Source organism: Rhizobium leguminosarum bv. viciae, from assembly GCF_012276115.1.
Lineage (GTDB): Bacteria > Pseudomonadota > Alphaproteobacteria > Rhizobiales > Rhizobiaceae > Rhizobium > Rhizobium leguminosarum_T.
Genome location: NZ_WIEU01000008.1, coordinates 126,509 through 145,798, shown reverse-complemented (window position 1 = coordinate 145,798; position 19,290 = coordinate 126,509). Strand labels below are relative to the sequence as shown.

Annotated in this window: 18 protein-coding genes; 12 read left to right on the top strand and 6 right to left on the bottom strand. The window is 59.8% G+C overall.

Features of this window, described 5'->3' with window-relative positions; genetic code table 11:
- Window positions 1-74 precede the first annotated feature (74 nt).
- The 4 genes from GFM02_RS16585 to GFM02_RS16570 are packed head-to-tail and all read right to left on the bottom strand — an operon-like array spanning window position 75 to window position 4,698.
- Window positions 75-860 (bottom strand): ABC transporter ATP-binding protein, encoded by a 786-nt coding sequence (locus GFM02_RS16585; protein WP_168322215.1) that lies wholly within the window; start codon window positions 858-860, stop codon window positions 75-77.
- Window positions 847-1,650, bottom strand: a complete 804-nt coding sequence (locus GFM02_RS16580; protein ID WP_205930354.1) for an ABC transporter ATP-binding protein — start codon at window positions 1,648-1,650, stop codon at window positions 847-849. Before GFM02_RS16580 ends, GFM02_RS16585 begins: the two co-directional genes overlap by 14 nt.
- Window positions 1,647-3,551, bottom strand: coding sequence for an ABC transporter permease (locus GFM02_RS16575; protein WP_168322214.1), 1,905 nt, complete (start codon window positions 3,549-3,551; stop codon window positions 1,647-1,649). Before GFM02_RS16575 ends, GFM02_RS16580 begins: the two co-directional genes overlap by 4 nt.
- A gap of 25 nt (window positions 3,552-3,576) precedes the next feature.
- The gene (locus GFM02_RS16570; protein ID WP_168322213.1) at window positions 3,577-4,698 is read right to left on the bottom strand and encodes an ABC transporter substrate-binding protein; all 1,122 of its coding nucleotides are present in this window, start codon (window positions 4,696-4,698) and stop codon (window positions 3,577-3,579) included.
- Between the two features lie 358 nt (window positions 4,699-5,056).
- On the opposite strand from GFM02_RS16570, the gene GFM02_RS16565 reads away from it, so the two are divergent.
- Window positions 5,057-5,563, top strand: coding sequence for a MarR family winged helix-turn-helix transcriptional regulator (locus GFM02_RS16565; protein WP_168322212.1), 507 nt, complete (start codon window positions 5,057-5,059; stop codon window positions 5,561-5,563).
- A gap of 299 nt (window positions 5,564-5,862) precedes the next feature.
- On the opposite strand, the gene GFM02_RS16560 is transcribed toward GFM02_RS16565, so the two are convergent.
- Window positions 5,863-7,143, bottom strand: a complete 1,281-nt coding sequence (locus GFM02_RS16560) for a Rieske 2Fe-2S domain-containing protein (RefSeq protein WP_168322211.1) — start codon at window positions 7,141-7,143, stop codon at window positions 5,863-5,865.
- A 140-nt stretch (window positions 7,144-7,283) separates the two neighbouring features.
- On the opposite strand from GFM02_RS16560, the gene GFM02_RS16555 reads away from it, so the two are divergent.
- From GFM02_RS16555 to GFM02_RS16540, 4 genes are read left to right on the top strand one after another with little or no spacing between them, the layout of a single operon-like run.
- Complete coding sequence (locus GFM02_RS16555) at window positions 7,284-8,234, top strand: PDR/VanB family oxidoreductase (protein WP_168322210.1); 951 nt, start codon at window positions 7,284-7,286, stop codon at window positions 8,232-8,234.
- Window positions 8,191-9,423: a Gfo/Idh/MocA family oxidoreductase gene (locus GFM02_RS16550; RefSeq protein ID WP_348643973.1), complete on the top strand. Its 1,233-nt coding sequence runs from the start codon at window positions 8,191-8,193 to the stop codon at window positions 9,421-9,423. The genes GFM02_RS16555 and GFM02_RS16550 overlap by 44 nt, the downstream gene beginning before the upstream one ends.
- On the top strand, window positions 9,410-10,402 hold the full coding sequence (locus GFM02_RS16545; protein ID WP_205930342.1) for an ABC transporter substrate-binding protein: 993 nt from the start codon (window positions 9,410-9,412) through the stop codon (window positions 10,400-10,402). Before GFM02_RS16550 ends, GFM02_RS16545 begins: the two co-directional genes overlap by 14 nt.
- A 36-nt stretch (window positions 10,403-10,438) precedes the next feature.
- Complete coding sequence (locus GFM02_RS16540; RefSeq protein ID WP_168322208.1) at window positions 10,439-10,867, top strand: hypothetical protein; 429 nt, start codon at window positions 10,439-10,441, stop codon at window positions 10,865-10,867.
- 224 nt (window positions 10,868-11,091) lie between these two features.
- Here the strand turns inward: GFM02_RS16540 and GFM02_RS16535 are convergent, their stop codons facing one another.
- Window positions 11,092-11,832: an SDR family oxidoreductase gene (locus GFM02_RS16535; protein WP_168322207.1), complete on the bottom strand. Its 741-nt coding sequence runs from the start codon at window positions 11,830-11,832 to the stop codon at window positions 11,092-11,094.
- A 482-nt stretch (window positions 11,833-12,314) separates the two neighbouring features.
- Between GFM02_RS16535 and GFM02_RS16530 the strand changes: the two genes are divergently transcribed.
- The 7 genes from GFM02_RS16530 (at window position 12,315) to GFM02_RS16500 (ending at window position 19,052) form a co-directional block, all read left to right on the top strand.
- Entirely contained in the window at window positions 12,315-12,695 is a 381-nt protein-coding gene (locus GFM02_RS16530; RefSeq protein ID WP_168322206.1) for a DUF2255 family protein, read from the top strand.
- A 92-nt stretch (window positions 12,696-12,787) separates the two neighbouring features.
- Window positions 12,788-13,771: an aldo/keto reductase gene (locus GFM02_RS16525; protein ID WP_168322205.1), complete on the top strand. Its 984-nt coding sequence runs from the start codon at window positions 12,788-12,790 to the stop codon at window positions 13,769-13,771.
- A gap of 137 nt (window positions 13,772-13,908) precedes the next feature.
- Window positions 13,909-14,703, top strand: a complete 795-nt coding sequence (locus GFM02_RS16520) for a carboxymuconolactone decarboxylase family protein (RefSeq protein WP_168322204.1) — start codon at window positions 13,909-13,911, stop codon at window positions 14,701-14,703.
- 129 nt (window positions 14,704-14,832) lie between these two features.
- Window positions 14,833-15,726: a LysR family transcriptional regulator gene (locus tag GFM02_RS16515; protein ID WP_168322249.1), complete on the top strand. Its 894-nt coding sequence runs from the start codon at window positions 14,833-14,835 to the stop codon at window positions 15,724-15,726.
- A 303-nt stretch (window positions 15,727-16,029) separates the two neighbouring features.
- On the top strand, window positions 16,030-16,356 hold the full coding sequence (locus GFM02_RS16510; protein WP_205930341.1) for a c-type cytochrome: 327 nt from the start codon (window positions 16,030-16,032) through the stop codon (window positions 16,354-16,356).
- Window positions 16,357-16,373: 17 nt separating this feature from the next.
- On the top strand, window positions 16,374-16,826 hold the full coding sequence (locus tag GFM02_RS16505; RefSeq protein ID WP_168322203.1) for a (2Fe-2S)-binding protein: 453 nt from the start codon (window positions 16,374-16,376) through the stop codon (window positions 16,824-16,826).
- 3 nt (window positions 16,827-16,829) lie between these two features.
- A complete protein-coding gene (locus GFM02_RS16500; RefSeq protein WP_168322202.1) occupies window positions 16,830-19,052 on the top strand; it encodes a xanthine dehydrogenase family protein molybdopterin-binding subunit in 2,223 nt (740 codons plus the stop codon).
- The last annotated feature ends 238 nt before the right edge of the window (window positions 19,053-19,290 follow it).

Below are 19,290 nucleotides of genomic sequence, written 5' to 3'. Positions count from 1 at the left end.
AGGGTCTTCGTCAAAGACATTATCTTCAGCCTGTTTTGATAATGACCTGCAGTGCGCTCCTCCGGCGCGACGGCTTATGCGATGATGCGCGAAAGCTCCTTCGCCATGCGCGCGTCCTTATCAACATTGGCGCCGATAGAGGTGCCTATGCCGAGATAGCGCTCGGCTATGTCGGCGGACTCGGCAAGCATGGATGCCGCACCCGACATGACGATCTGCCCGTTTTCGATGACGTAGCCACGGTCGGCAATCGACAGTGCCTGGCGTGCGTTCTGCTCGGCGAGCAATATGGTGATGCCCTCGCCTCGCAGACGTTGGATCAGTTGGAAGATCTCGTTGACCAAAAGCGGCGCCACCCCGAGCGACGGCTCATCGAGGATCAGAAGCCGCGGCCGGGACATCAGGCCACGTGCGATCGCAAGCATCTGTTGTTGCCCTCCCGAAAAATTCCCTGCCACGTCATCGAGCCGATCCTTCAGGACCGGAAAGAACGTGCAGACGAAGGCCAACTGATTTTCGATATCCATCGACCGTCGCGACGGGACACTGTAGGCGCCGAGCCGCAGATTTTCTAAGACGGTCATGCCACCGAAAATCTGCCTGCCTTCGGGAACATGTGCGATGCCAAGCCGCAACCGTTCGGATGCCGAGAGGCCCTTGATCGCCTTTCCATCGAAAATCACTTCGCCCTGCATCGGTGAAAGTATGCCTGAGATGACTTTGGCGATGGTGCTTTTGCCGGCGCCGTTGGACCCGACGAGGGTCACGATTTCACCGGCGTCCAGTGACAGATTGACTTTGCTCAGCACGCTGGCGCTCGTATATCCTGCGGAAACGCTCTTGAACTCAAGCAGCGGCATGCTGTTCCCTCCCGAGATATGCTTCAATGACCTGAGGGTTCCTTTGGACCTCAGCGGCCGGCCCTGCGGCGATCACCTTGCCGGCGTCGAGAACGACCACATGATCTGCCACGTTCATGACCAGCGACATATTGTGCTCCACGACGAGGATCGAGATTCCGGCGGCGCGGATCGCCCTCAGAAGAGCGGCGAGTTCTTCGGTTTCGGTGTCATTAAGTCCTGCGGCCGGCTCATCGAGGCACAGAAGCCTGGGATTGCTCATGACGGCCCGGACCACCTCCAGAAGTTTCTGCGCGCCCATCGGCAGATCGACGGCATGGGAGTCCTTGAAGCGGTCGAGACCGACGATTTTCAGTATCACCAGGGCCTGCGTCCGGATCGCAGTTTCTTCGCGCCGACTGCTGGAACTCCACAGCATCTGGCTGAGACCGCCGCTCTTGACCAGACGATGGCGGCCGACCATGACATTTTCCAAAACGGTGAGGCCCGGGAAGACACGCGCTGACTGGAACGTCCTGATCAGGCCGAGATTGGCGATGGCCATGGAACTCCAGCCGACGATCTCCTGGTCGAAGAAGGCGACAGTTCCTGCGTCCGGCGGGAACAGGTTGGTGAGCAGATTGAATACCGTTGTTTTCCCCGCACCGTTTGGACCGATGAGCGCGGTGATGGAATTCTCCTTCACGGAAAAATTGACGCCATCAGTTGCTTTCAACCCGCCGAACTTTTTGGACAGGCCGGTGACCCTCAAAATATCTGCGTCGTGGCCTTGCATCGCATTGTAGCTCATCGAGCGCCTCCTTCTGCCACTTTGTGGCCGTTCGCGACGGGTTTCTCGTTCGATATGCGGGTCATCATCGTTGCGATGACGCCGTACATGCCGCGCGGCAGATAGAGGAAACAGATGATCAACAGCGCACCGCTGAAGAAGGTCTTGTAGATCGCCAGCGGCTGGAAGATCGTCGGCAGCATGGTCAGGAGCACGCTTCCGAGCACAGGCCCGACGAGCGTTCCCTCCCCGCCGATGACCAGCATCGAGACAAGTTCGAGCGACCGCGCCGTGCCGACCATTTCAGGTGCAAGGAAATTGAATGAATATGCCAACAGGCTGCCGGAGACCGACGCGAGGGCGGCGCTGATCATGAACACCGCGAGCTTGTAACGGACAATGTTGATCCCAAGTGCACTCGCTGCCATCTGATCCGAACGGATCGACTGCAAGGCTCGGCCGAAACTTGTCCGCAATGCGCCGAAGAGAGCAAAAAGGACCAAGATGTCGATCGCGACGACGAGGAAATACATCGACATTTGTGTATCGAAATACAAGGATCCGACCGAAAATGACGGTATGCCGACCATACCCGACGGCCCCCCGGTAACGTCGATGAATCCGATGGCGCAGGAATCGATCAACAAGCCGAACGCCAATGTCGCAAGAGCCAAGTACAAACCACGAAGCCGCAATGTCACGATCGACAGCACGAGTGCAGAAAGAAGCGAAAGCACGATGCCGGCAGCTATCCCGACGATCGGCTCTATCTCGTAATTAATGGAAAGATATCCGGCGGTATAACCGCCAATCGCCATAAAGCCTGCCTGCCCGAGGCTGACCTGTCCGGTATAACCCATCAGCAGATCCAGACCGATCAAGGCCAGGAATATGATCGCGGCGATCGTCAGGCTGGAAATATAGGCGGACGGGATCAGCAGCGGCAGGATGACGGCGATCGCGATGCCCATACTGGCGGCGGTCCAGGCGGTCCGCGGAGTGAGCCGCGTAAGATGACTCCAGACGCGCGGTTCTTCACGAACGTCCTGCCTGCGGATTGTCTTGGAAGGGATAAGCCCCGTTGGCGCGTAGATCAGGATGAAAAGCAGGAGTATCAACGCGATCGCATTGCTGAACAGCGACGATACATAAGCTGTTGCGAACTGGGTGACGAGTCCGAGGAACAGCCCACCGACGATCGCACCGGGAAACGATGAAATGCCGCCGATTACCACGGCTATGAAGCCGGATATGGTAAACAACTGCCCCGTATTGAACTGAAGCGTCGTCGTCGGAGCGACGACCACACCTGCAATCGCCGCAATCAGCGTCGCGAGCGTGAAGCTCAGCAACGTCATCCGCTTGACATCGATGCCCATCAGCGCCGCTGCAGATGGATTTTCCGAACATGCCCGCAAGGCCTTGCCGATTTTCGTGCTTGCGATCAGGAACCAAACCGCCAGAAAAATGACCAGGGCCGTGCCGAGAATCCAGAACGTTTGTGTGGTGATCCTCAGCCCCAAGAATTCCAGCGGCCGCTCGCCGGAAAATGCGGGAACGGAATAGGGCTGGCTTCCCCAGCTGACGAGCGAAAAGCCCTCGATCAGAGTCAAGATACCGACACTCAGCATCAGAACGTTGGCGTTGGACAGCTTCTTCAGCGCCGGCACAAACGTGAACCACCCGATTGCCAGTCCGGCGATCGTGGTTCCCGCCACAGCGCAAAGAAGCGCAATCGGAAGAGAAAATCCCAGCTGTTGGCTGAACGTGTACCCTGCGAGTGCTGCCACCACCGCAAATCCGCCCTGCGACAGGTTCACGACACCGGTCACGCGATAGATCAGCGAAAATCCGAGAGCGATCAATGCATAGATCGCGCCCAGCAGAACGCCGCCTACGAAAATTTGTAGGACCTCAGCCATGAATGGACTCCAAGTTCGACTGGAATTACTTCAGCGCGGTTCCGCCAACGTCACTTACGGGGATCCAGGTCCCTGCGGACGTGTCCCAACGGGTGACGATGACGTTGGACTTGTCGAGGCCGCGCTGAGGATCCCGCTTGAAGTCATAGACGCCGTTGATGCCACCGAATTCCTGAAGATTATTCAGGTGGTTCCGCAAGGTGTCCGCGTCCGCCTTTTCAGGGAGGGCCTTCAAGGCACTGACCACAAGCAGCGCGGGGTCCCAGGCGAACGTCGATGGGCCGTCGGGCTTTACATCGGCGGCATCGAACGCCTTGTAGAACGAAGCCTTCGCCGCGGCTGCCTTGGGAGACGTATCGCCATTCTCGGACTTCAGCCATTGCGGCGCGGGGATATATAGCTCCTTCGGAAGGAAGGACGCATATTGCTCCATCTGCGCGTAGGTCATGTTGCCGTCGGTCGTTCCCACCGGAACTTCGAAACCTGCATCGCGGATCGCCTTGAAGATGGTTCCGATCGGTGCGCCTGTAGACCACGCGATAACGGCGTCGGGGTTGGCACCCTTGATCCTCTGCACCAGAGCGCTTGCGCTCACCTCAGTGGGATTGAACTGTGCCTCGGCGACGATCTTGATGTCGGCAAGATCACCCTTGCCCACGGAAGCGGTGATATTCTTGTAGGCGTCCTGTCCGGTTGCATCGGTGGAGGTGATCAGCCCAATATTTTTCCAGCCGCGATCGCGGAAATAGCGAAGCAGGCCTTCAGCAAGCCCCTTGGTGGAAACGCTCGAGCTGAAGACGAATCCCCCGGGCTTCGGGTTCATGGATGGCGAAAGACAGTACAGAACCGGGCCGTTGCGAACCAGCGGACCCATGGCGTTGCACAGCCCCGACAAAGCCGAACCGATAATGACCGGCGGGGCGCTGACCTTGATGCTGTTGACGAGCTGGACTGCGACCTGCGGGCTGGACTGGTCGTCATGGAAGACGAACTTGACCGGCTTGCCGTGCACTGGATCGGCCGCGGCTGCCCTTTCATACAGTTGCAGCGCCTGTTGCTCGGCCTTGCCCAGAAACGCGCCACCACCGGTAAGCGGCAGAACGACATTGATGTCGAGGGTTTCCGCATGGGCGACGTGCGCGCTCACCGATGCAGAAAAAGCCAATGCTGCGAAGATAGTCTGAACCCGACCCAAAACCAAACCTCCCTTAACTCAACGGCGTCCGCCTGAGGCATTCCGCTCCTCCGCGAATGCCACCAATAAATTCTTAGGTATCTTAGTATTTGTCAAGGGAGCAAAATCCTGGGAGCGATTTCGCTTGGCAGAGCGTGGTTCGACCGACAATAATTCAAGCTTTTCGGCTCTGAACTGGCACTCCGGCCGTCGCAAAGCGTAAAGCAGGAATTCCTTCGCGCACTAAGCACTTCCCTCTGACCTTCCGCACCCTGTCATTGCCATCGATTCCCAGCCATGTGATATTGAGAGGAAATGGAGTTCCTTAGACATGAAAGTTGATGCGGCTCGAAGCACCTATCTCGATATCCAAGCACGAGAACATGTCTCCCTGCCGTTCGCCGAAAGCTTAGGCTATCAGGTGCGCCTGACGCACAGGCTCATCCAGAAATATCTGCAGCAGAGAATTGAACCTCACGGCGTTACGCTGGGCATGTGGTATTTCCTTCGAGCCCTTTGGAACGAGGACGGGCTGACGCAGAAGGAACTGTCTTTGATCGTCGGGACGATGGAGCCAACCACCCTGTCCGCAATCAAGGCCATGGAGCTGAACGGACTGGTCAAACGCAGCCGCAACAGTGACGACAAGCGCAAGATCAATATCTTCCTCACCGAGCGCGGTCAGCAATTAAAGGATGAGTTGATGCCCATCGCCAAGGACGTTGTAGATGCGGCCGCATCCGGCTTCACGGAGAGGGAAATTCAGATGCTGATGCAATTTCTCGGTGCCATTCAGGCAAACATGGCGACGAAAATCCAGCCGGACACCGAGGCTTAGGAGGCATTCCCCCGAGTCAGCCCGAGGTCATGGCGTGATTGATCCGGGGCGGATGCCGGCGTCTGTGATGACTCTCTTGCCTTCCCGAGCACGACCACCGCGGCTTTCACGGCCGATGGGAGTTCTTCCCAGCGGCTGACGGGCCAATGTCTTCCAGATCCTGCGCCTGGCGATGGCGGCGATATTGATGTTCGGATCGCCGATCCACTGGCCTACCCATGTGTCATCTACGGCCTCGGTTGCGCATCAGCGCTCGCTCAATGTTACGATGAATGAGCGCGGACGGCACCGGCTTCTGCTTATTCCGCTGCGATCGCCTGATCCGGATCCACCAGCGAGCGCCAGTCTACCGATTTGGGGTAAACGCCTTCGCGCGATGCGATACGCGCCTGTGGCAGTCGAGGCGCCTCGGTACCGATTGCGCTTCCTCCGGCCGCGACCTTGCGGGCCGCATCGACCATGAGCCGCCGGAACTCAACGATGGCGAGGTCGGATGCGCCAAGGACGTCATTCGTCCGGTTGACGATCGGACCCATCCCGACCCACATTGCGATATCCTGGTTCGGAATACCCTTGATGCCGGTGAAATTGCCGAGCTTCATTGCCTGGCGGTCCTGGAGGAAGTTGTTCTCCTTCGTCCGGGAGCTCTCCCATTTCTCGTTGAGATGAATGCCCTTCTGTGCATGGTTGAACTTGCGCCAGTCCTCGGTGCTAGGGCAGTCTTTGCCCCCCCAGGCGATGAAGTGGAAAGCCGTCGTGACGTCGTCGATCGGGACGATGACGCTGGCGACGTTGTAAGAGCTGTTGGGCGGAATGAGGGAGTAATAGGGAGCCACGAATTGAGTGATGCGCAGATAGTTATGAGTATCAGCGCCCTTGATGGGTCTGCGAATGGCGGCGTAATGGAAGCCGTAGCTCGTGGTCTGCGTCTGCATCCGTGGCGACTTGTCGGTAGACGGGCGATACCAGGACTTGTCGTCGGCGGCCGCGCCCTCAACGCGCGCAGGTACCATGTCCGACGAATGAAGGCTGGACGAGTGCGCACTGTCAATCTGGCCCTCGTGGATCTGGGCCCAATTGCACGGTATCCGAATTTTCAGGATGGAAACCTGTGTATCCTCCGTCGGAGCGAATGCCGGGGGATCGAAGGCCGGAACCTGATCCTTGTCTCCGAACCATGCCCAGACGAAGCCGCCCCATTCCTTGAGGGGATAGGAACGGTGTTTGATCTTGTTCATGAGCGGGCTGCCCTCCGGTTCGGACGACATCGCCACGATGTTGCCCTCAACGTCCATCTTCCAGCCGTGATAGAGGCAGCGCAGGCCGCATTCCTCATTACGGCCGTAAAGCAGCGAGGCTCGCCGGTGAGGACATAGTTCGTCCAGCAGGCCGAGTTTGCCATCCGTATCGCGGAAGGCGACATAACGTTCGCCGAGGACTTCCACCAGCAAAGGCGTCCCGTCACGTTCAGCGACCTCCTCGATCAGGCAAACTGGCGTCCAGTGCTGGCGCATCAGTTTGCCCATCGGCTTGTCCGCCGATACCTGCGTCAGAACGTCGTTTTCTTCGGGGGTTAGCACAGATCAATCCTCCAAGTTAGCTTCCTAAGTAATTTACCACCGTGAAAGCCATCTCGTCCAGCGCTTGACAGGAATTAATTAGATACCTAAGTAAATTGCGAGGAGAGCCGTTTGGGAAATGGCGTGGCAAGGACGTAAGAATGACTGAGCATACAAACGCGCGCGCTTTGAAAATAACCGGCCGCCGCGATCTCACTCCCTACATCGCCGAGTTCACGCTGGTCGCGACGGACGGAGCGCCGCTGGAGCCTTACGGACCGGGGGCGCATGTCACAATCGAGACTCCGTCGGGCGCGATGCGCCGCTATTCGCTCGTGGGTGATGGCCTGGACCCGCAAACCTATGTGATCGCCGTAAAACGCGAACGGGAATCGCGCGGCGGATCGTCCTCGATGCACGAACAGGCGGAGGTTGGCAGGACCATCATGGTCCAGCCGCCGGAGAATAATTTCAGCTTGAAGTCCGCCCCGAAATACCTGCTGATTGCAGGCGGCATCGGCGTTACGCCCATTTACTCCATGGCATCGCGATTGGCGGCTGATGGCAAGGATTTCGACATCATCTACTGTTCGCGCAGCGTAGAGGAGGCTGCGTACCTGCCGGACATGAAGGTGGCGTTCGGCCGACGGCTGAAAGTTCACCACGATGATGGCGATCCTGCCAAAGCCTACGATTTTTGGGACCATTTCGCTGAGATCAAGAACATGCACGTCTACTGTTGCGGTCCAAAGCCGCTCATGGACGAGATCCTATCGATTTCCGGCCACTGGCCGGAAGGCCGTGTGAATTTCGAGGACTTCAAGCCGGTTGAAGTCGTACGCGTGGACGACATTGCCTTCGATGTGGAGCTTGCCAAGTCCGGCCGCACGGTGACCGTTCCAGCCGACAAGTCAATCCTCGAAGCGGTCCGCGAAAGCGGCGTCAAGACGACGAGTTCCTGCGAAAGCGGCACCTGTGGCTCCTGCAAGTGCCGGCTTCTAGGCGGGGATCCGGATCACCGGGATATGGTCTTGATGGACGAAGAACGGAACGACTTCGTCATGATATGTGTCTCTCGCGCAAAGACCGGAGGTCTGGTCCTTGACCTTTGATGAAGAGTCCGCATCGCCAGTACGCGTAGGCGTCGCGGGACTTGGGCGGGCTTTTGTCCTTAGCCGCACAGCTTTCGTGGAGGACCCAAGGGTCAGACTTATCGCTGCAGCCGAGCCGCGAGAGGTGTCGCGAAAGGCTTTCGTTCAGGAATTCGGCGGCAAGGCTTATCAGACGGTCGATGACCTTTGTGGCGATGCCGACGTCGAACTGGTTTACGTCTCGACGCCACATGAATTCCACTTCGAACATGTCCGCAAGGCCGCGGCGGCCGGCAAGCACGTGCTGGTCGAGAAGCCGCTCGCCATCTCGCTGGACGATGGTATTCGGATGACGGAGGCTTGTAGCGCCGCCGGGGTGCATCTCATCATTGGCCCCAGCCACAGCTTCGATATACCGGTTCAGATGGCCCGTGCCATCATAAGGGAGGGCGAGTTCGGTCGCCTCCGGCTCATCAACGCCTTCAATTATACGGATTTCCTGTATCGGCCCCGTCGCCCGGAAGAACTCGATACCGCGCGGGGTGGCGGCGTTGTCTTCTCCCAGGGCGTCCACCAGATCGACATCGTCCGCCTGCTCGCCGGCGGCCTGGTTCGGCAAGTATCAGCTTACACGGGCAGTTGGGATCCGAAACGCCCGACGGAAGGGGCTTATATCGCTCAACTCGCTTTCGACGGATGCATCGCGTCAATGACCTACTCCGGCTATGGTTTTTTCGACAGCGACGAATGGATGGACGGCTTCGGCGAATTGGGAGCCCGCAAGAACATGCAGGCCTATGGCAGCGCCCGGCGTGCACTCAAGGCACGCGGCGCCGCAAGCGAGATGGAATTGAAGGCAGCCCGCACCTATGGCCTTGCCGACAGGCCGTCCGCCCCAGAATCCTATGAGCATTTCGGCCCGATCATCGTGTCGCTGGAGAAAGCCGATCTCCGACTCACCCCTGCGGGGTTGCATATCTATGCGGAGGATCGGCGCGAATTTCGGCCAACGCCGCCTTTCCGGTTTCCCCGGTCCGAGATGACGGCGGCGATCCATTCCGCCGTCCGATTGCACCGCCCGCCGGTGCAAAGCGGCCGCTGGGGGCTGGCAAGCCTCGAAGTGTGCCATGCAATATTGAAATCGGCTGCGAACAATGCGCCCGTAAGACTGAAACATCAAGTGGGAGCGAACGACCATGTCGGATCTTAAATTGTCCCTGGCCATGGGAAATTACGATCGCACGCGTGCAATCTACGACGGGATCGTGAAGATCGACGGCGTTGATCCGACCTGCATGCTGCTGTCGCCCGAGGAAATGTTCTTCCGGGCCTTTCGCCATGCCGCTTTCGACATCAGCGAACTCTCCCTCTCGTCCTATTCCATCTCCGTTGCGCGAGGCGAGCCGCATTACATTGCGCTGCCGGTCTTCCTCTCCCGGGCCTTTCGTCACACGTCGATGTACGTCCGCAAGGACCGCGGCATCGATAGCCCGGCGGCATTGCGCGGCCGCAAGATCGGCATTGCCGAATATCAGCTGTCGGCCAATGTCTGGTTCCGCGGCATTCTCCAGGACGAATACGGCGTGCATCCATCGGAAATCACCTGGGTTCGCGGAGGCATGGATACGCCGGGCCGACCGGAGAAGATCAGGGTCGATCTGCCGTCCGACATCAAGATCGTCGATGCGCCGGATGGCGACACGCTGAATGCGATGCTGGAGAGAGGCGATATTGACGGCTTCGTCGGTCCCCGCTCGCCGCGCTGCTTCGATCAGGGCAATCTCGCGATCGGACGACTTTTCACGGATACGATCGCGGAAGCGGAATCCTATTTTCGTAAGACCCGCATATTCCCGATCATGCACGTCTTGGGGATGCGTCGGTCGCTCGCCGATGCGCATCCCTGGCTTCCCGGAGCTTTGCTGAAAGCTTTCAACCGAGCGAAGTCGATTGCTGAAGAAGCATTGATGGACACGTCCGCGACCAAGGTGACCATGCCATTCGTAGAAGACAGTCTGAGCCGCGCCCGTGCATTGATGGGACCGGACATGTGGAGCTACGGCCTGCAGCCGAACCGCCATGTGCTGGACGCGTTTCTGCGCTATCACTACGACCAGGGCCTGTCGCCGCGCCTGGTCTCGGCCGACGAACTTTTCCATCAGGCGACGACCGAAGCCTACAGCCTTTAGGTAGGGCGAGATCGTCAAGGAGACGAGGAGAAAGAGATGCAGTTCAGCCCTGGCGACGTGGTGGAGATTTCGACTCCGGAGGGTTTGGCCTATGTACAGGTCACCCACACGCATGTCGCCTATCCGGAAGTCGTGCGTATCCTGCCCGGCTTCCATCAGGAACGTCCCGCACTTGCAGCCGTGCCATCCGCAAAGACCAGAAGCGTGGTGATGATACCGCTCAGCGGTGCGCTGGAACATGGCAAGATCAACGGCGCGAAGATTGGGACGGCTGAAATCCCGAAACCAGACAAGAAGTTCCCGACCTTCAAGATGCCGATCCGCGGCAAGAAGGGTGAAATCGTCTATTGGTGGCTTTGGGAAGGAGACGGCCTGACCTATACGCTGGAAGACGATCCGCGCCTTCAACATGCCTCGCCGCGTGAAGTACCGACGTTGCAGGACTTCTTGTCCATGCTGGGCTGACCGCGTCGGCTCCAGCACCCTAAGCGGTCACCCTCGCCATTGAACATTTGGCGACAATATCCCCGGAGCCGAGTGCGAATGCGTCTCTCTACACCTGAGCTTCCAGCCGGGAGAGCAGCTGCTTCAGCTATTCGTCGGGTGTGCGAGGCTTAATAGCCTTCGGCCGCTCCTTTATCTTCGGAAAGGATCGGATTGCCGCGACCCATCACGGCAATCCACACCCATCAGGAGCGGCTGTTCATGCGCTCGAACAGGGCTTCGCCCATCCGGCGCGTGTCCGCGGAGATGCCGACGAGGATCTCATCCTTATCCGCTTCAAGCTGCGCCAGCGCATCGGCAGCGAACTCTTCCGAGGAGACCATCATGCGGCTTGCTGTGCCTTGGCTGCGCGTACCACTGCCGAGAGCGGTATCGACGATCGGTGGCGCGACCTCGATTACTCGAATTGCTGTGGATTTCAACTGATGGCGCAGGCTGAGCGTAAAGGAGTGGATCGCGGCCTTCGTGGCGCAATAGACCGGCACATCGGCCATCGGCGAAAAAGCGAGGCCCGAGCTGACGTTGATGATGAAGGCATGTTCTTGCTGCCGCAAGGTAGCGAGCAGCTCGGCGATCAGATGGATCGGCGCCGTAAGATTGATCGCCACTTCCTGATCGAGAGTGTCGATCGCCGGATCGCTATTGAAATCACGCCGATGCTGAACGCCGGCGTTGTTGACGACGACGTTGAGTGCCGGATGCTCCGCCTTCAGCCATTCGATCATGGAATGGCGGCTCTCGCCGTCGGCAACGTCGCAAATGCGGGTGATCAGCGCAGGCACTTTCTCCTGTGCCTTCCGCAGCGCGGCTTCGCTTCTGCCGCAAATGATGACGTGATTGCCCTTTTCGCAAAGGCGCCGCGCGAGCGCAAAACCGATGCCGGTTGCGCCGCCAGTGATGAGAATTGTGTTTCCTGTGAGCTTCAAGGTCGTCCATCCTTCCAACAGTTGAGGAGGTGCGCCGACGATGACGTGGTTATCAGCGGACACACCTTTGCGACCGGCAAGCCGGTCTCGGGTGTCGCGGATACCCTTGGAGGGAGAATTGCCGTCCCTTGAGACGGCGACCGGGCTACCATCCGGTCAGCACTCTTTCGACGGGCCGTCGTAGCAGAATGCCGATCATACCGCAATCCGGTCGCCATGTTCCCTCGCACCGGGCTACGTCGCCTGTTGACGTGAGCGATGACGGATGTGCGTTTCAGCCACCTTTCCAGCAGAGCGCCGTAAGAGCGAAAGGCTGCATCGCAGGCCGAACCTCCGCCTGCGACCGGCCTGCATTGATGATTCACACTCATAAGTTCATGCGATTTGGGGCGCCTAATCATGGTTGGGCACGCGCTCTATATTCAGAGCACGAGATCGGGAAGCGGTACCACGACTGTAGCCAAACTGAGCGGAGAGCGACGATGAACTGGTCGAATGACGAGCTCAGCAAAATCGATAAGGCCGACGATTTGAAAGTCGCACCGTTTCGCGAAGATGGCGCCACCTATGGCACCCCGACCTGGATCTGGGAGGTTGTCGTCGATGGCGAGCTCTATGTACGCGGCTACCATGGTCAGAAGTCCCGATGGTATCAGGCGGCGGTCCAGCAGAAGGCCGGACGGATCATTGCCGCCGGGATGACGCGCACGGTCGCCTTCGAGCCTGTCGACGGCCCGATCAACGATCGTATCGACGACGCCTACCGCGCCAAATACCGCAAGAGCCAGTATCTACCGCCAATGGTCAGCACCCGAGCACGCGCGGCAACCGTCCGGATCACGCCACGCGACGAAAATACCTGACGGCGGTCGGATCGCATGAGATCGGCATGCGATCGCCTCACGGCGCGCGTCGTCGATAGCTCTTCAAATCAACCTGAAAAGAGGAGAAGCAAATGATCAAGCGCACACTCGGCCAGGGCCTGGAGGTCTCCGCTTTGTCGCTGGGCGCCATGGGCTATGGCAAGGCCCGCGAGCTTCCCGACCGGGCCGAGATGATCGACCTGCTTCGCACCGCCGTCGAACGCGGCATGGATTTCTTCGACACCGCTGAAGTCTACGGCCCCTGGACGAACGAGGAGATGGCGGGCGAGGCGCTTGCCCCGGTTCGCGACAAGGTCAAGATCGCCACGAAATTCGGCTGGGACATCGATCAGGAGACCGGCAAGCACCGCGGTGGTGTCAATAGCAAGCCGGCGCAGATCCGCCGCGCCATCGAGGGCAGCCTGAAACGTTTGCGCACCGATCACATCGACCTCTACTATCAGCACCGGGTCGATCCAGACGTGCCGATGGAAGATGTGGCCGGGACGGTCAGGGAGCTCATTGTCGAGGGCAAGGTGCGGTGGTTCGGCCTGTCCGAGGCCGGTGCCCGATCGATACGCCGTGCGCATGCGGTACAGCCCGTGGCCGCGCTGCAAAGCGAATATTCCTTGTGGACCCGCGAGCCGGAGGCCGAAATCATTCCGACGATCGAGGAACTCGGCATCGGGCTCGTGCCTTTCAGCCCTCTCGGCAAGGGATTTCTGACCGGCAAGATCGACCTCAACACCACATTCGACAGTTCCGATATCCGGGCGGGAATCCCCCGCTTCTCCGAGGAAGCGCGTCTTGTCAACCTGAAGCTGGTCGAACTGATCGGCAAGATCGGCGAGAAGCATGGTGCTACGCCGGCCCAGGTCGCGCTAGCCTGGCTGCTGGCGCAGAAGCCCTGGATTGTTCCGCTGTTCGGCACACGCAAGCTCGAACGGTTCGAGGAGAATATCGGGGCGCTGAACGTCACCTTGGACAAGGCCGATCTCGATGAGATCGAGCAGACCAACATCGTCATTCAGGGAGCTCGTTATCCCGAAGAAATGCTGCGTCGATCCGGTCTCTAGCGGGCACATTCTGCGGCAGCCAATACCACCGCAACCTGCTTCGACGCTGACGACGAGCGCATTGCGGCTTTCGTCGTCGCGCCGTTGCGGGCCCATTCCAGGCGATGCCGGAACAACCAAGTTGGAAGGATATCATCATGAAACGAATATTGGCCGCCACGGCAATCTCTCTCACGATGGGCGAGCCTCTCATGGCCCAGGAAGGAAGTGGAGGCGGAGCCATGCCGGCAAGTGCATCATCATTGTCGGTCAGCGACATCCAGTCCGTATCACCGGCTCTTGGCCGATACGCTGAAGAGGATGTGCTCGGAAATCTGTGGCAGCGGCCGCAACTGTCACGCCGCGATCGCAGCATCGTCACTCTGGCCGTGCTGATCGCCCGAAACCAGACAATCGATCTGAAGCACTACGTCGGCGTCGCTCTCGATAACGGGGTGAGCCCGACGGAGGTCTCCGAGATCATCACGCATCTGGCTTTCTACTCGGGCTGGTCGAACGCGATGTCGGCAGTCGCCGCGACCAAGGACGTCTTCAAAGACCGGGGCATCACGGCCGACCAGCTGCCTGCGGCCTCTCCGCAACTGCTGCCGCTCAACGAAGAGGTCGAGCGCCAACGCGCCACCGGCGTCGAGAGGAACGTCGGTCCAATCTCTCCGGGGCTGGTGCAGTTTACGACCGACCCGCTGTTCCTCGACCTCTGGCAGCGGCCGGGCCTTGCACCGCGAGACCGCAGCCTTGTGACGGTTAGTTCGCTGATCGCATCGGGCCAGAGCGTTCAGATCACCTATCACCTCAACCGCGCCATGGATAACGGCCTGACCGCCGAAGAAGCCGGCGAGATCGTTGCCCATACGGCCTTCTACGCCGGCTGGCCGAACGCCTTCTCTGCATCGCCGGTTGTTGGAGAGGTGCTGCGTAGCCGGGCGAAGTGAAGCTCCAGCTTGCAGCAAAAGCACGCCGGTCCGGCGCAAAGGGGTCCGGCGTGCTTGCTGCTCCAGAGTTGATTGCTACCATTTCATAGGCAGGCGTTTATGATGGGCGTCTATGAGGAGGAATCATCATTGGAGCGCCAGAATATCAACGACCTGATGGTGTTCCTGGTGGTTGCGAGGGAGCGCAGTTTCACCAAAGCCGCAGCCAAGTTCGGCGTTTCGCAGTCGGCGCTGAGCCATACGCTCCGTCAGCTCGAGCAGCGGCTGGGCGTGCGGCTGCTGACAAGGACGACGCGCAGTGTCTCTCCGACCGAGGCGGGCGAAAGGATGCTGCAGAGCATCGGTCCGCTTTTCGACGAGATCGGATCTGCGCTCGATGGGCTCAACATTCTTCGGGACCAGCCGGCTGGAACCGTCCGGCTGACTGCCGGCGACTACCAGATCCAGTGCTACATATGGCCGAAGCTTCGAACCTTTCTCCAACAATATCCCGACATCAGGCTCGAACTGGATGTGAACTACGGTCTGCAGGACATCGTCAGCGAAGGCTATGATGCCGGCGTGCGCTTCGGCGAACAGATCGCCAAGGACATGATCTCGGTGAGGATCGGGCCGGATGTTCGTTTCGCGGTCGTCGCCGCAGAATCCTATTTTGCCTCACGCGATATTCCAAGACATCCGAAGGACCTCATGCAGCACAGGTGCATCAATCTGCGCCTGCCCACCTATGGCGGTCTTTATGCCTGGGAGTTCGAAGAGAACGGCCGCGAGATCAAGGTTCGGGTGGACGGGCAACTCGTCTTCAACACGATCTACAACGTTCTTGAGGCGGCTCTCGACGGCTTCGGCTTTGCCTATGTCCCGGAAGATATCGCCAAGCTCCATCTCGAAACCGGTCGCCTCCACCGATTTCTGAAAGATTTTTCTCCCTATTGGGAGGGCTTCCATCTCTACTACCCAAGCCGACGCCAGTCTTCGCCCGCCTTTTCCCTTCTCGTGAACGCGCTGCGTTATTCAACGTGAGCGGCTGCGCGGCTGGGAACATAGGAGCCGACGGGATACCCAGCAGTCACGCATGGCTCTACGTGGCTTCCCTGTTCCCCAATTGGTAGATCGGCTCGGGACGCTCGCGAAGAAAAACGAACCGCTGCAGCATAGCTTGTGCGGAGCTGCATTGTTAACTTGCTTCAAGAGTGGAGGTGGCTAGTGAGCGTCACGTTGTCCAATGAACGACTTTCACACAGTAGGATCGGCCCTCGTCTTCTATGCAAAATAAGTGCGTGGTCGGCCGCAGCAACGGCGCTCGCTGCATTGCTAAACCCCACAATGGCCGCCGCTCAGCAGATCGACGGGGAGCGTATGTTCGGACAGCGCTGCGGGGCCTGTCACAGCATCGATCCCGGCCAAAAGAAGAGCGGCCCGCATCTTACCGGGGTGATCGGGCGCACGGCCGGCAGCATCGAAGGCGCTCGCTATTCGACCCCCATGCGAGCCTCCAGCATCATCTGGGATAAGGCGACCCTCGACACCTTTCTCGCCGCGCCGCGCCGGCTGATTCCGGGCACAACAATGACCGTCGCCGTCCCTGATGCGACGCAGCGGGCGGCAATCATCACCTATCTCGAAGGCCAACAGCCAACAGCAAATAACTGACGAAGGAGACGCGATTCATGACTGCGTTCACGATCAATGGGCGCGCCGTCGATGTCGCTGCCGAACCCGACACGCCGCTCCTGTGGGTCATTCGCGAGCATCTCAAACTCGCTGGCACGAAATTCGGCTGCGGTGTCGCGCAATGCGGCGCCTGCACGGTTCATGTCGATGGAGTACCGACCCGCTCCTGCGTAACCATGCTTCAGGACGTCTCCAGGCTCGCGGTCGTAACGATCGAGGGCCTTTCGCCGGACTCAGACCATCCGCTACAGCGAGCTTGGATCGCCGAACAGGTGCCGCAGTGCGGTTATTGCCAGTCGGGCCAGATCATGCAGGCAGCCGCGCTCCTTCAGAGCACCCCAAAGCCCACGCGGGAGCAGATCATCGAGCACATGGACGGCAATATCTGTCGGTGCGGAACCTATGGGCGGATTATCAGTGCCATCGAACGCGCCGCGCAGGAGGCTTGAGCGATGACAAAAACATCCCTATCTCGAGCCGTTGCCCTGTCACGACGCAGCTTCCTCGTGACAGTCGGCGGCACAGCCGTGACGGTCGCATTCGCCAGCCTGTCCTCCGTCGCGCTGGCAGCTGCGACCGCTCAAGCGGCGACGGGGGATTTCACCCCCAACGTTTGGGTCACCATCGCGAGCGACGGCATCGTCAGCATCATCAGTCCGGCCTCGGAGATGGGACAGGGTGTCATGACATCAATTCCGCTGCTTATCGCAGAGGACATGGACGCGGACTGGGATATGGTCCGCATCGTCCAGGCTCCGGCTGACGCCGAGAAGTACGGCAATCCCAATTTCGGCGGTGCGCAGCTCACCGCCGGCAGCGACACCACGCGCGGTTATTATCTGCCGCTGCGGCTGGTGGGTGCACAGACCCGCAAAATTCTCCTGGCGATTGCCGCGTCGCGGTTGAACGTCCCGGTGAGCGAACTCACGACCGAGCCAAGCAGGGTCGTACATCTGCCATCTGGCCGCTCGCTGGGCTACGGCGAGATCGCGGCCACCGGTGAACTTCCCGATGTGCTGCCGCAGGTCAGCGAAGCCGAACTGAAGCCCATCGATCAGTGCCGCTATATCGGCCGCATGGATGTCAACCGCATCGACGTGCCCTCCAAGGTGAACGGCACGGCAAAATTCGGCATTGATGTGGAACTGCCGGACATGCTCTACGGCGCGGTACTGCGCTCACCGGTTCCTGGCGAGGCGCCGGAAAGCATTGATGACGCCGCGGCCAGGGCGGTAAATGGCGTCATCCAGGTCGTTCCCCTGCGCAACGGCGTCGGCATCATCGCCGAGAGCTACGATGCCGCCCGGCGGGCAAAGGAGGTGCTGAACGTCACCTGGACAAATTCCTCGTCAGTCCGGCGCTACAACAGCACTCGCCTGGTAGAGGCCTATCGAGATGTCGGCCGCGATCTCGCCCAGGCGGGCGTCATCTCGCATACGCAGGGCGATGACGCCGCCGCTGCCATCGCAGGTGCAGCGCGCGTCATCGCCGCCGACTATCTCAGCGATCACGTCCACCACGTAACCATGGAGCCGATGAACGCAACGGCGCTGGTCTCGAGCGATAGTGTGGAGGTCTGGGCGCCAACCCAGGGGCCGGGCACGGCGCGGGACGTGGCCGCCCGTATCGGCGGCACGACGCCCGACAAGGTCAAGGTCAACACCACTCTGCTCGGGGGCGGTTTCGGCCGCAGGGCCGAACAGGACTTCGTCATAGAAGCTGTGTTGCTTGCCAAGGCGGTCCAGGGCCGGCCGGTCAAGGTCATCTGGAGCCGCGAGGACGACGTCCGGCATGGCAAATACCGGCCGCTTGCGGCCCAGCACGTGGAAGTCGGCCTTGACGCATCCGGCAACATCGTCGGCTGGCACCACCGGCTGGTAGCAGACTCGATCTTGGCCCGCATATCGAAGGACCGGTTCCAGCGCGCCGGTGGCCAGGACAGCTTGGTAACCGACGGCACGATCCACAATTATCGCGTTGCCGCGCATCTGGTGCAGTTCGTCCGGCAGGATAACGGCCAGGATGTCGGCTCCTGGCGGGCGGTCGGTAACGGTTACACGAAGTTCGCCATTGAATGCGTCATCGACGAGGTGGCCGCAGCGAAAGGGGTTGACCCGGTGGCGTTCCGCTTGGAATTGCTAAGCGAACAGCCTCGTGCGAGGAAGGTTATCGAGACCGTCGCCGCGATGGCCGAATGGGACCGCCCGCGCGACGGGCGGGCGTTGGGCATTGCCTATTCTGACGCCTTCGAAGCGCATTGCGCGGAAGTCGCCGAGGTGTCGCTCGACCGGGAGAGCGGCGAGATACGAGTGCACAATGTATGGTGCGCGATTGATCCGGGGGTGGCGATCCAGCCGCTGAACATCGAGGCGCAGGTCGCAGGCGCGATCGTGCACGGCGCCAGCCACGCGCTCTACGAGCAGCTCAACATCGTCGATGGCGAAGTCCAGGAATCAAACCTTGACACCTATCGGGTGATGCGGATGTCCGAGATGCCACAGATCCATGTCAGGATAATGCCGACGCCCGAGAACAGACCGGCCGGCATCGGCGAAGCCGGGCTTCCTCCCGTCGGGCCGGCGATCGCCAATGCCGTGGCGCGTCTCACCGGCGGCGTGCGGCTGCGGCATTACCCGTTCCTGCCCGAGAGAGTAAAGGCGGCACTCAGTTCCTGATCCTTGCTCGGTCTACTCGACCACAATGGATCACGAATTGGCGAGTCTTCCTCCCCTGCCCCGAACGTCGCCATACAAAGTGGCATGCTGTCGCAAAGCGATTGAGCCGCTTCGTTTTTCCGCATGAGGAGCTTCCGCGACCGACGAGCGATCCGTTCGACCGGCATGATCTGAGCTCGTCGTAGACGGTGTAAAACCAATACCAATGGCGGTTGGCGGTATTTCGGAGCGCCTTTGA